Annotated in this window: 8 protein-coding genes; 1 reads left to right on the top strand and 7 read right to left on the bottom strand. The window is 59.8% G+C overall.

Going from position 1 to position 13,183, the window contains the following annotated elements; translation table 11 throughout:
* Window positions 1-30: 30 nt before the first annotated feature.
* Complete coding sequence (locus ACQKI2_RS11835; protein ID WP_427379871.1) at window positions 31-1,458, bottom strand: protein adenylyltransferase SelO family protein; 1,428 nt, start codon at window positions 1,456-1,458, stop codon at window positions 31-33.
* Between the two features lie 243 nt (window positions 1,459-1,701).
* Between ACQKI2_RS11835 and ACQKI2_RS11830 the strand changes: the two genes are divergently transcribed.
* Window positions 1,702-4,533, top strand: a complete 2,832-nt coding sequence (locus tag ACQKI2_RS11830; RefSeq protein ID WP_427379870.1) for a TonB-dependent receptor domain-containing protein — start codon at window positions 1,702-1,704, stop codon at window positions 4,531-4,533.
* 134 nt (window positions 4,534-4,667) lie between these two features.
* On the opposite strand, the gene ACQKI2_RS11825 is transcribed toward ACQKI2_RS11830, so the two are convergent.
* The 6 genes from ACQKI2_RS11825 to ACQKI2_RS11800 all read right to left on the bottom strand — a co-directional run bounded on the left by ACQKI2_RS11825 (window position 4,668) and on the right by ACQKI2_RS11800 (window position 13,107).
* Window positions 4,668-6,971 carry a TonB-dependent receptor gene (locus tag ACQKI2_RS11825; protein WP_427379869.1) on the bottom strand — a complete coding sequence of 768 codons (2,304 nt, stop codon included), beginning with the start codon at window positions 6,969-6,971 and terminating at the stop codon, window positions 4,668-4,670.
* Between the two features lie 178 nt (window positions 6,972-7,149).
* Window positions 7,150-8,106: an alpha/beta hydrolase gene (locus ACQKI2_RS11820; protein WP_427379868.1), complete on the bottom strand. Its 957-nt coding sequence runs from the start codon at window positions 8,104-8,106 to the stop codon at window positions 7,150-7,152.
* 80 nt (window positions 8,107-8,186) lie between these two features.
* The gene (locus tag ACQKI2_RS11815) at window positions 8,187-10,040 is read right to left on the bottom strand and encodes an AMP-binding protein (protein WP_427379867.1); all 1,854 of its coding nucleotides are present in this window, start codon (window positions 10,038-10,040) and stop codon (window positions 8,187-8,189) included.
* Window positions 10,041-10,128: 88 nt separating this feature from the next.
* A complete protein-coding gene (gene glmM, locus ACQKI2_RS11810) occupies window positions 10,129-11,478 on the bottom strand; it encodes a phosphoglucosamine mutase (RefSeq protein WP_427379866.1) in 1,350 nt (449 codons plus the stop codon).
* A gap of 22 nt (window positions 11,479-11,500) precedes the next feature.
* Window positions 11,501-12,289, bottom strand: a complete 789-nt coding sequence (gene cysQ, locus ACQKI2_RS11805) for a 3'(2'),5'-bisphosphate nucleotidase CysQ (protein WP_427379865.1) — start codon at window positions 12,287-12,289, stop codon at window positions 11,501-11,503.
* A 17-nt stretch (window positions 12,290-12,306) separates the two neighbouring features.
* Window positions 12,307-13,107 (bottom strand): FKBP-type peptidyl-prolyl cis-trans isomerase, encoded by an 801-nt coding sequence (locus ACQKI2_RS11800; protein WP_427379864.1) that lies wholly within the window; start codon window positions 13,105-13,107, stop codon window positions 12,307-12,309.
* Between the last annotated feature and the right edge of the window lie 76 nt (window positions 13,108-13,183).

Below are 13,183 nucleotides of genomic sequence, written 5' to 3'. Positions count from 1 at the left end.
GGGGGCCGAAGATCAAGGTATTCCCTAAGGTTAAACGGCCAGGGCGAGGCGGGCTTCCTCGATATGGCTCGTCTTTGCGTGGAACAGGGACCAGTCGTCCGCTTCAGCAATCGGCGCCCACAAGGCTTCAACTTCTTCAATGAGAAGGCTCACGGGGGCCGCTCTCTGGAAATAAGCGTGGCCGAGCCGTTCTGGGCGCACCGGGGCCCGCTCTGTCAGCGCAGTGCGGACGGGGGCAAACGCGGCGGTGGTGTAAAGGCTAGCCTGAGGGGAGGAGGCTGCGCGCGAGGCGCTGGCGCTGCCCCCAAACCAGTCGAAGAAAGTCTGCGGCCAGCTTGCCCCGCTTTCCGTCATCCAGGCATAGAACGCCTGCAGGAACGAAATGTCAGTATCCGTGTCATTTTCTGGCTCCAGCCCCAACAGATGATGGGTGTGGGCGATGAAGCTTTCCCGGTAGGCGGCTTCATAAGGCGCGAGCGCCTTGGCAAGGTCATCTGCCTCGGCAAGCAGCAGCATGGCGGAGGCGAGTTGCTGCAGCGCCCAGCCGCCCTGAACCGGTTGCCGGCCAAAGCGGTAAAGCCCCTGGCTGTCGAAATAGGCTGCAGTGAAATTCGGATCGGATACCGGCAGAAAGCGCCAGGGGCCAAAGTCGAAAGTCTCGCCCGTGATATTGAAATTGTCCGTGTTCATCACGCCGTGGACAAAGCCGGCTGCCATCCACTGGCCAATCATCCGGCCTGTGGCGATTGCAACAGATTCCAGCAGATTTTGTGTCCTTGCCGCAATCCCGGGCGCATCGGCGGCGGCGTAGAACTCGGCGATGCAATAATCGACCAGCCGCGCCATGCTCTCCCGGTCCTCATGCCAGGCACAGCGCTGGAAGGTGCCGAAGCGGACATGGCTGTGAGACAGGCGCACCAGCACCGAGGCGCGCGTGGGCGAGGGCTCGTCGTTCCGGCTGAGCTGCTCGCCCGTCTCGACGAGGCTGAAGGCCTTGGATGTGTTGACGCCGAGGGCTTCCAGATAGCTCGCGGCCAGAATCTCCCGTACACCTCCTTTGAGCGTGAGCCGGCCATCACCCTGCCGGGAGTAGGGCGTTTGGCCTGACCCCTTGGTGCCCAGATCGAGCAGGCGCCCGGCCGTATCGCGCAGTTGCGCGAAGAGGAAGCCGCGGCCATCTCCGAGCTGAGGATTGTAGGTGCCGAACTGGTGGCCGTGATACCGCATGGCCAGCGGCTCAGGGAGGTTTCCCGGCAGGGCGTCGAAGCGCGCGAAATGCCGGATCCACGCATCTTCCGAGAGATTATCGAGCCCGGTTTCGGCGGCCCAGCGCTGGTTGCGCCAGCGCAACATGGCGGATGGAAAATCCGCTGACGCCACTGCATCCGCGAAAGAATCCGCTATCCGCAGGAAAGGGGGAGGCGGGGAAGCGGATGGTTCGGGAGGAGGGTTCTGCATGAAATACACCAGCTTGTGGGTGAACGGACTAAGTTGAAAGGCGTGAAAAGTTCCTTTTTTGTATGCAGCGCTGCAGCACAAGTCACCCCTTTGCGACCCGGCAATACCGCATAAGAGTGAGATGAGTCCAATTAATGACAAGCGGCAAAAGCTTGCGCTTGGACCTCATAAAACGGGAGGAAACGAATGAAGTATTTCAAAGGAGCGCTTCTTTGCGCCTCAGCAATTGCGTTAAGCGGCGCAATGACGGCCCAGGCTCAACAGGACGACAGCGAACGAAAACTCAGCACGGTGACGGTCACGGGATCCTATATTCAGGGTAGCCCGGAGGATGCCGCGTTGCCAGTGGATGTTCTGACAGCGGCAGACCTTGTTCTCGAGGGCAAGCCATCGGTGACCGAGCTTATCAGGAACCTTGGTGTTTCCTCGGGCGTGGACGGGCAGACGAACCAGTTTGCCTCGAACGGTTTGGAGGGAACCTCAAACGTGAACCTGCGCGGCCTGGGGCCCGCGCGGACGCTCGTGTTGATCAATGGCCGGCGCCATACATTTCATCCCTACTCGATCGGTGAGCAGGCCCAGCTTTTTGTCGACACCAACAGCATCCCCTCGATCGCCATCAGCCGGATTGAAGTTCTGAAGGACGGCGCGGCGGCGCTTTATGGTTCAGACGCGATTGCCGGCGTGGTCAATTTCATAACGCGGGATGATCTCGACGGTTTCGAAATTGGTGGTTCCTATCAGACCTTCGAGGGTACTGATGGCGAATATGATATCTCTGCCGCATATGGCTTGCAGGGGTCGAACTTCAACTGGGTCACGTCGGTTGGATATCAGTTCCGCAGTGAGGTTGCCGTAAACGAGAAGGATTGGGGCGTTCAGCCCTATGCCAACAATCCGGTGGGCGGCTGGTCTGCGATTTCGAATCCGGGGCGTTTTGTCCCGCTCGGGGTCGGCGCAAACGGCCTCACGCCGCTGGCGGCCAACGTGAATGATGTTGGGTGCGAACCACTCGGCGGAACGCTGGCGCCAACATGCGTCTTTAACTTCACGCAGTTTGATAATCTGGTGGAAGAAGAAGAGCGGTTTCAGTTCCTGACCGAATATAACAGGCAGCTCGGCAACGGCGCTGAGTTGCATCTGGAGCTCATGTACGCGCAGACGGATGTGCCGACATGGAAAACCTCGCCCTCCTACCCGCCCCAGGTGCTCACCAACCAGGTCGTGCTTGCGAGCCATCCGGCGTTCCAGCAATACATGGCCGACAATCCGGGGGCATTCCCGGCGGGGACCGTTGCGGCGCTGTTTATTGGCCGCTCCTTCGGTCTGGGTGGCTTCCCAGGCACAGGCGGCGCGCAGGAAGGCAGCCGCGACTACAACACCTGGCGGGGATCTGGATCTCTGACGGGGAGTTTTGACAATGACGTCAATTATGATCTCGGGCTGTCCTACTCCACGACAGAGGGATATCGGTTAACGAACGACACCTATATCACCGGTCTGACGTCCGCGCTGCGCGGTTTCGGTGTTTGTACCGATCCAAATACTGGCTTTGACCCTGCAACCGGAACTGTTCCGTATGCTGCAGGATACACCGGATCCCTTGTGGCCGGGCAGGGGGCTTGCCAGTATTACAATCCGTTCTCGAACGGAATTGCCACAAATGCCATCACCGGGCAGGCAAACCCTGGCTATGTTCCCGGGCTTGAGAACTCGGCCGAGCTTGCTGACTGGATGACAGATGCAAGCGAGACAACCGCCACAACCGATCTGCTGGTTTTTGATGCGGTGCTTTCCGGCCTTAGCAATGTGCAGGCCTCCGGGGGCGCCATCGGTTGGGCAGCTGGGGTTCAGGTCCGCAGAGAGAGCTACAAAATCTCCATGTCGGATCTGACGAATCTGGAGGTCACTCCGGGGCCAGGGGGTACGGGACCCTATTCCTTCCTTGCTGGCACTGTGCCTGCTGACCGGGACCAGACGATTTACGCTGTCTTCGGCGAACTTCAGGTCCCGCTCTTCGACAATCTCGATATGCAGGTTGCCGTCCGCTACGAGGATTATGGCGGATCGACCGGATCGACCTTTGACCCGAAGGTCGCAGCCAAATGGCAGGTGAACGATAGCTTCGCTCTGCGCGGGTCGGCCCAGACATCCTTCCGCGGGCCCACGCTCAACCAGCTTGGCGGTGTTGGGACGACCTTGCAGTTCGTCTCTGCGGCGTCTGCCTTCAAGGCAATTGACCAGTTCGGCAATCCTGACCTGAAGCCGGAGTCCGCCTTCAGCTTCAACTTTGGTGGCCTGTTCGAGCGGGGTGGTTTCAATGCATCGCTCGACTACTACAATTTCGACTTTGACGATCCGATTATCGTTGAAGAACAATCGAACATTGTTGCGGCCGCGGTAACCGCTCTGCGGGCGGGCGATCTTTCCGCGCCAATCCTCAACCGGATCACTTTCAACGACCCGAACAATATCATTACCGGCACTGGCTCTCCGGCGGCGGGCTCAGATATTGCCCGTGTACGGACAGGGATTGTGAATGGTCCGAATATCCAGACCTCAGGCCTCGATCTGCGCCTCAGCAACACTTGGGGGGATGCGCCGATGGGCGGCGAGATCTCGGTCGGTCTCGATGCAACCTACATCATAGAGTACAAGGTTGCGCCGTACTTTGTCGAAGGTGTTTCGATTGGTGGGGGCGACTATGTCGGCCAGTTCAACCGGTCGAACTTTACCCGCTCGATGCCGCAATGGAAGGCGAATGTGTTTGCCAACTATGCGCTGGGAGATCACAACTTCCGCGCTGTGATGCGCCATATTGACAGCTACAAGGATGAGCGGGCTCCGGCCGCGCGGGGCGGCGTGGGAGAGAAAATCGATTCTCAAACCACGTTCGATCTGTTCTACAATTGGAAGGCTCCGTTCGATTTCGACCTTGGCCTCAGTGTGGTCAATGTCACCGATGAGGATCCTCCGTTTGCCGCGTTTGATCTGAACTACGATCCCTATACGCACAATCCTTTTGGCAGGACGTACAAGATCAGCCTGACCAAGCGTTTTGGCGCCGGTAGCTGATAGGCCTAAAACGGCTTTTGAAATCAGGGCGGCCCCCGGTATCGGGGGCCGTTCTTTTTTGTGGCACACCAAAGCAAAAGGGCGGCCCGTGGGCCGCCCTTCCGTTTTGTTCCTTGGCCGGATGGCCGGTGATCTTAGTAGACGTAGGTCAGTTCCAGGCCGAGCAGGCGGCCTTTCTTCATCGGCGAGAAGGTACCGCCGGCCGGAAGCGCCTGATAGGAATAATTCAGACCCGTCGAGTTGGGGCCGGGGAACGGCAGCTGCGTGTCGTTACCCAGTTGCACTTCGTCGAGCAGGTTCTTGCCATAGAGAGAGGCGGAGAGGCCCTGCACCGGCGTTTCCCAGGTCACGTTGACATCGACCATGTTCGCATCCTGGATCCAGCCGAAATTGCTGTCCGTGTACGCAATACGGTCGCGGTACTGGTAGTTCGCGCGAGCAACGACCGCGCCGGAAGTGCCCAGATCAAACTCCTTCATGAGGCCGAAACCATAGGTGATCGGCGGCACACGGGGCAGATCGAGGTTGACATCATCCTGATCGACAACGCCGTCATTGTTCAGGTCGTAGAAGACGTCGTCATAGCTGGCGTCCATGAAGCCGACATTGAAAGACGCCAGAAGCGTGTCCGTGAGCACAATGCGGCCGTCAAACTCCAGGCCGTAGATCGTGGCATCAGCCGTGTTGACGATGTTCTGCACAACAGCAGCGCCCGGAGCGGCGGTATTCACTTCACGCTGCATATCGCCGACTTCGGTCATGAACGCGGCGCCGTTCACCTGGACGCGGCCATCAGTGCTCTGAGCTTTGAAGCCGATCTCGTAGGAGTCCACTTCTTCCTCGTCGAAGCCTAGGCTGCCGGTCTGGTTCACGATGTTGGTGAAGCCGGCATAGTCGGTGATGCGGAAGTTGTAGCCGCCCGAGCGGAAGCCCTTGGTGTAGTGCGCATAAGTCTGCACATCGTCATTCCAGAAGTATTGGAGGCCGACTTTGGGCGTCCAGTTCTTCCATTCGTTGCCATCACGGAAGCCGTTGGGCTCCCCCGGGATGAATGGATTTGTGCCGTCGGGGCTGCAGGTGCCCTCGATGACGCTACAAGCAGGGCGGGGCCGGATGTAGACAACGGCAGCGTCCTTTTCTTCCACTGAATAGCGGACACCCACGGTACCGATCAGCTTGTCGGTGATGGAGTAGTCTATGTTGGCGAATGCGCCCCAGACTGTATGATCAAGCGTGCCGCCACCATAGAAGCCTGCGGCTGAAGCGGTCGGAAGGAAGCGGATCTCCGTGTAGTCGAGGGTCTGCTCGAAGTAGTAGAGGCCCGCGGTGAGGTCGAGCTTGTCGAACGTGCCAGCATAGCGCAGCTCGTTGGAGTACTGCTCCTGATCGAACTCGGCATTCGAGTGGAACAGGGTGAGAGGGGTCGAGTCGATATCGCTGGAGGAGGTCGACTCATACTTGCGATAGCCGAAGATGTTGGTGATCACGCCGTTGCCGAAGCCAACATCCAGATCGGTGCGCAGCGAGCCCTGAATCGTCTCAGAATCGCCAAAGCCCGGATTGTTGATCGAGAAATCGAAATTGTCGCGATCATAATAGGCGTGGTTTTTGCCCGAAGGACCATCGGAGCGCGAGTCAGTGTATTCAAGCTTGCCGAGGAAGGTCAGCGAGTCGGTCGGCATGAATTCCAGCGCGCCGCGATAGGTCAGTGCACGGAGCTGGCCGTGGTTCTCGCCATTGTAGAGGTTCTTGAAGTAGCCGTCGTCGTAATTGTAGGAGACGCCAAGCTTGCCGTTCAGGACGTTTTCGATCAGGGGGCCTGAGACGATCGCCTGAAGATTGCTGTTGGGGCCGCCGCGGCCGCTGTCGATGGGGCTTTCGATGCTGCTGCGGAGCTTCATCGAGAATTCATCAGTCGGGTTCGCGGTATTGACGACGATCGCGCCACCCGTGGTGTTGCGGCCAAACAGAAGACCTTGCGGGCCACGCAGGACTTCGATGCTGTCCAGGTCGAACATGTCGACGACAACGCCGTTGTTGACGCCGAGATAGACGCCATCAATGAAAACGCCGACGGCCGGGTCGATCGACGGGATGGAGGAGTTCACGCCAAGGCCGCGGATGGCGAAGTTGGCCGTGCCGCGCGCGGTGCCCACATCGTCGAGCGAAACGTTGGGCGCCGAATAGCTCAGGCTTTCGAGAGTCGTGACGTTGAGGGCGTCCAGCGTGTCCGCGTTGTATGCCGTCATGGCAACGGCGACCGTCTGCACGTCTTCGACATTTGCTTTCTTGGTGGCAGTCACGGTGACCGTGCCGAGTACGCGATCGATTGCGGATTCGCGCGCAGCCGTTTCTTCGGGGGTTTCCTGAGCATAGGCAGGGGCGAACAGGATGAGGGCTGCGGAAGCAGACGTCATCAGCATTTTGTTGAGCGTCATTTCTGGGAGTTTCCTCTAGTACTTATTCGGTGCCAGCGGTGTCTGGCCCTTGTGAACTAAATAGACGGTTATCAAGCATTTGAAATATTTGCTGCGGTGCAATAAATAGCTTTAGAGTCCAAGTGTTGCCCATGGGTCACGCAAAACAATAGTTCTATTTTGGAACTCAAGTTGATTTTTAAATTGCACCCAGTGCTTCACCCGTTACTTTCCCGACTTCGCGCGCGGCTGTTCTCGCCGTTGCGGAGATGTGAGTAAGGTTCAGAAATCCGTGTACCATTGAAGGGTATTCCTTCTCGCTCGCCTGAATGCCCATGGCGCGGAGCTTTGCGGCGTAGGCTAGACCTTCATCATGCAGCGGATCCCATCCGCATACGATGATATGGGCGGGCGGCAGGTTCCGAAGTTCTTCTGGAGGCGCAAACAATGGCGATATGCGGGGGTCCATGAAGGTTTCGGGGTCGGGCAAATAATGGCCCCGGAAGAATTCGAACAGGCCAACGGAAATGAAGAAGCCGCTTTCCTGCGGTGACATCTTTTTGCTGCGAATGTCCGCAAACTGCAGAAGCGGGTAGAGTAGCAGCTGGAACGCCGGCATGGGGCCGCGCTCGCGATTCATCTGTTGGCAGATGAAGGCGGCGAGGTTCCCGCCGGCGCTGTCGCCAGCAACGGCAATCCGGCGGCGGTCGATGCCGATCTCCTCGCCGTGATGGCTGATCCAGTGCCAGGCGGCGAGCGCGTCGTCATGCGCGCAGGGAAAACAGGTTTCCGGCGCGAGCCGGTAATCGATGGCCAGCACCCGGCACCGCGATCCCTCCGCCATCCGGCGGCAAATCATGTCATGGCTTTCAAGGTCGCCCAATACAAAGCCGCCGCCATGGAAAAACAGAATGCCCGGGCCGGGCGGAATGCCCGCGCCCAGAGGTACGTAGAGGCGCGCCTTGAGGGGGCCTGACGGGCCGGGGACAGTGAGCAGCTTTATTTCGGCCAGTTCCGGCGCATCGGGCTCTCCGGAATAATCCATCCTGAAGAATTGCTGGCGAAGCCGCTCGATCGGCAGGCGCAGATCAGGTGGCTGCATCTCAGGGAGGTGCAACTTTTCTCTGAAACTGCGGAAGGCATCATCAAATGTCATGCGCCACACACCTGCTCGGCAATTCCGGCGATGTGATGGCGCATGCGCGATGAAACAAGGGGCAGGGCGCCCTTGAACCCTTATAGCAGGATGACACCGGGGCCGGGCGGTTCTGCATACAGCGCCTGAACCAGGGCTGCCCGGCGGGAGATCACGAGGCGCTGGTTCACATAGCCTTTGTCAGTGATCTCGCCCGCGTCGATGCTTGGCGGTTCGGTCATGACAAGGACCCGTTTGATGCGGCGGGAAGTGCCCGGTTCGCCTGCGTTGAAGGCTGCGGCCTTGCGGGCAAGGTCTGCCATAAGGGCCGCAAAGCCCTTCGCGGGGTCGCCTGCCGCTTTGGCATATTGCTCCGCAGTAACCGGAGAGGGCCAGACCAGCGCGGTGGCGTAATCCTTGTCCTGGCCGCAGATCACGGCGTCGAAGATGAGCGGAGAGCAGGCAGCAACGAAGTCTGGCCGCAACGTGCCCACAGACACCCATGTGCCCGAAGACAGCTTGAAATCTTCGCCCACCCGGCCGTCGAAGATGAGGCCCTGATTGGGATCGTTCTCATCAACGAACTTCACTGCATCTCCGAGGCAGTAGAAGCCTTCCTCATCAAAAACTTCGGCGTTTTTCTTCGGATCGTTGTGATAGCCTGGCATGACGCTCGGGCCTTTGACGCGCACTTCCAGCTTTTCACCATTCGGGACCAGCTTGAGGGTCGTGCCGGGAAGCGGAAGGCCAACCAGGCCCACCCGCTCGGCTTCCCAGTGAACCACGGTGATGCCTTGTGTCTCAGTGGCGCCGTACATGGTGATGATGGGGATACGGCGGCCCGTCGCCTTGATCGAAAGCGCCTGCAGGCGATCATAGAGGTCGTCTGAAAGCGTGGCGCCGCCATAACCGATAGAGCGCATGTTCTTGAAGAAGGCCTTCAGGAGGGTTTCGTCCTGCTCCATCGCTTCGGCGAGCATAGCCAGCGCGATTGGCGCGGTCCCGAAGGTAGACGGGCTGCATTCCTGGATGTTGCGGAGGGTTTCATGGAAAAGGGCGGGAGTGGGTTTGCCGCCATCAATCCAGAAAGTGGCGCCATTCCAGAGGGCGCCGTTGAAGTTCACATTCGAGCCCGAGATGTGGTTCCAGGGAAGCCAGTCGAGCACATTGGCGACCTTGTCCGGATCATAGTCGGGGTCGCGCGCGTCATCCCGCAGGCCTTCCTGGCCGGCGATCATGGAGCACATGGAGCCTTGCGTCTGCGGAACGGGTTTGGGCAGACCTGTGGAGCCTGATGTGAACAGATACTTCGCGACCGTATCGTCGCCGAGCGTCGCCATAGCATCTGCGACAGCGGGGGTCGGGATGGTTGCGACAAGATCGTCAAACCGGCACACGGAATTGTCCCCGCCAGGATCGGCGCTGACAATGGTGCAGCTCTGGGCGCCGAGGGCGGCAATGCCTTTCTGGAAGGGGGCAAGCTGCTCAGCAAAGATGATGGCGGGCTTCACCATGTTGTAGCAATGCCTGAGCTTGTCGAAATCATTGGACATGGTGGAGTAGGGAACGGAGATCGGGGCGGCAGGCGCGCCGATCTTCTGGGCGGCCAGAATGATCAGGGCTGCGCGGATGGAGTTGCCCGAAAGGATCATCACGGGCGCATCCGGGCCGGCGCCCAGATCAAGGAAGGCCTGGGCCAGGGAATCTGTCAGCCGCTTTGCCTCGCCGTAGGTGACCTCGACCCATTGATCCGTATTCGGATTACGCTCCTTGATGAAGACCCTGTCGGGATGCAGCATGGCGCGTTCGTCCAGCGCGTGCGGGATGGTGGCGGGGCGAGCGCCCGGTGCCTGCCGGGACCTGATATAGATGGCGCCGCCCTTGCGGGTCATTTCGACATCAGGTGTCTTTTGCGGCAGGGGGCGAAACGGGGGAAGGGATTGACCCTCGGCCATTGGGAGTTCCTCCGGGAGTATGGATTATCTCTCCGGAGGATAACTTCCTGTTGAGCGTGCGCAACAGGTGACGCCGCGCCAAGAGCGGTCAGCTGACGCCGTCTTCGGCTTTCACCGCGCTTACCGCATGGTCGAGCGCTTTTTGCATCAGGGCCTCATCCAATGCTTCGGCCATGACGCGAATAAGCGGCTCGGTTCCGGATTTGCGCACAACCATCCGGCCACGGTCGCCGAGCATATCATCTGCCTCTGCCAGCGCGCCCTTGACCCTATCACTTTCGAGAGGGTTCGCGCCGGAATAGCGTATGTTAACGAGCTTCTGTGGCGCGGGTGTGAAGACGCGCAGCATGTCTGATGCCTTGCCGCCGCGGGCGGCGATCACTGACAGGACCTGAAGTCCTGCCAGAAGACCATCTCCTGTCGTGGAGACGTCTGACAATATGATGTGTCCGGACTGTTCGCCCCCGAGATTAAATCCGTGTGCGCGCATGTGCTCGCCCACGTATCGATCGCCGACCTTCGTGCGCGCGAGGGTAAGGCCCTTGGCTTTCAGAAACTCCGAAAGCCCCATATTAGACATGACGGTCGCGACCATGCCGCCGCCCTTGAGGCGGCCGGTGCGGTGCATTTCTCCCGCAATGAGACCCATTACCTGGTCTCCATCCGCTTCGATGCCTGTCTCATCTATCACGATCAGCCGGTCTGCGTCGCCGTCCAGGGCGATGCCTATATCCGCGCCGGTTTCCAGAACAGCTGCTTTGAGAGCGCCGGTTGCCGTCGAACCGACGCCGGCATTGATATTCACGCCATCGGGCGCGTTGCCGATGACTGTAAGCTGCGTGCCAAGTTCTCTCAGCGCTGCTGGCGCGGTCTCAAAACCTGCCCCATGCGCGCAATCGAGCACAACCTTGAGATTTGAAAAGTCCCGCGTTCCCGTCAGCGTGTCGAGGCAGCGCCGGACATACCGGGCCGGGGCGCCTGCAAGTTCGCGGGGGACGGCGATTTCTGCGGGGGCAGCGTAGTCTCCCTCGAGCGCTGTGCCCATGCTGGCCTCGAGGGCTTCTTCAACAGCATCATCAAATTTCACGCCATCGGGACTGAAGAGCTTGAGGCCATTGTCTTCGAATTTGTTATGGCTCGCCGAGACCATTACGCCGAGGGCGGCCCCGGTTTCGCGGGCCATTAACGCGACGGCGGGTGTCGGCACAACGCCCAAGCGCACGGGCGTTATACCCATGGAGGTAAATCCGGCGATCAGGGCTGCTTCGATCATTTCGCCGGACCGGCGCGTGTCGCGGCCGATCACCACTTCGCGCCCGCCTTGCGGCGCGAAGGTCCGCGCCGCCGCTATGGAGAGGCGCAGCGCTGTTTCGGCGGTCATCGGTTTCTTGTTGACGCGGCCGCGGATACCGTCCGTTCCAAAATACTGGCGTGCCATGCTTTCCTCCGAGGACGGCCGTTCAGCGCGGCGTCACGTCTCCAAAGACGACAAAACTGGGATTATCGTATCCGCGTTCTCTTTTGCCATAAAGAAGGGGCTCGCCAGTGATGGTCAGGACACGCCCGCCGGCAGCTTCCACAACGGCCTGGCCAGCGGCAGTGTCCCACTCCATCGTGCGGCCAAGACGCGGGTACACGTCCGCTTCCCCGGCTGCCACGAGACAGAATTTCAGAGCCGATCCGGCTCCCTTGATTTCGGCAATCGGATACCGCGAAAGCCACTCATCCGTGTCAGGGCTGCGATGGGATTTCGACGCAACGGCCGTCAGACCTGCCGCAGGGGCGGGCCGGATTCTCAGCGGTGCGCGTTCGGTGGGAACTGGGCCGTCGGGGGCGGCTTTTGCCTGCCAGGCGTGTGTAGGGCTTTCCGCCACGAACAGTCGATGCTGCGCGGGCACATAGACAACCCCCATGACCGGGCGGCCATGCTCGATAATGGCAATGTTCACGGTGAACTCGCCATTCTTGGCGACGAACTCCTTGGTGCCATCCAGCGGGTCGACGAGCGCAAAGCGGGCGCCATGTTCCGGGATATGGCCTCCGGCGACGGATTCCTCGGCAATGACCTGCAGGCTGGGATCTGCTTCAGCCAGGCCCTTCAGGATGACCGCTTCAGCGAGGCCATCGGCTTCTGTCAGGACCGAATGGTCATCCTTATGGCTGACGCTGAAATCCGTGCGGTAGACGCGCATGATTTCTTTTCCAGCGGCGAGAGCGATGGCGGCGAGAGTGGTGGCGTTGAGAGACATCTGTGAACTGACGGCCTTCAGCGCATCACATCAAGCAGTTCGACTTCGAACTGCAGGGCTGTGTTGGGCGGGATCGGGCCGCCGGGCGTGCCCTGTTCGCCATAGCCAAGCTCGGAGGGAATGTAGAGCATCCAATGGTCGCCAGGTTTCATCAGAGCCAGGGCCTCGACCCAGCCGCTGATCAGCTGATTGGAGGGGAACACTTCCGGATCGCCGCGCTGATAGGAGGAGTCGAACAACTCGCCGGTGTCTGCCAAGCGGCCTTCATAATGTACCACCACAAGTTGCCCGCCGACGGGCGGCTGGCCTGCGGCATCTCCGCTTTTCAGAATGATGTATTGCAGTCCGCTATCGGTCTTCTGGACTTCGGGAAGCTCCGGATTCCAAGGATAGTATTTCGCCCACGCGGCCGCGTCTGATTTCTTGGGTTCCACGATGCCGAGAAGCGACACGTAGAAAACAAGATCATCTCCGGCCTTGATGACATTCCCGCGTGCCTGCTGGCCGTAGGCGAGGCGATTGGGAATGTAGAAGACAAACTCGTCGCCTTCGCTCATCTCCTGAAGGCCGATGGTCCAGCCGGGGATGACCTGGTCCAGGCGGAATTCTGCGGGTGAGCCCCGATCCAGCGAGGAATCGAATTTTTCCCCGGTCGGCAGGCGGCCATCATAATGCACGCTGACCCGGTCAGACGAGACCGGCTTCTTGCCGTCCTTGGGGCCTTCTTTCACGACAATATACTGGACGCCGCTTTCCGTCGTCACGATCCCTTTGGCGTCAGGGTTCCAGGGAAGATATTTGTCGACAGGAGACGTCATAGCGGATTCCTCGGCTGCGCCTTGGGTTTGCGGAGCGCAAGCGGCCAGCGAAACGCTGAGAGCTGCGGCGATGAAT

Source organism: Hyphomonas sp. NPDC076881 (assembly GCF_050269995.1).
Classification (GTDB): Bacteria; Pseudomonadota; Alphaproteobacteria; order Caulobacterales; family Hyphomonadaceae; genus Hyphomonas.
Note: the sequence above shows the minus strand (reverse complement) of the source record. Positions and strands in the feature narration are given on the sequence as shown.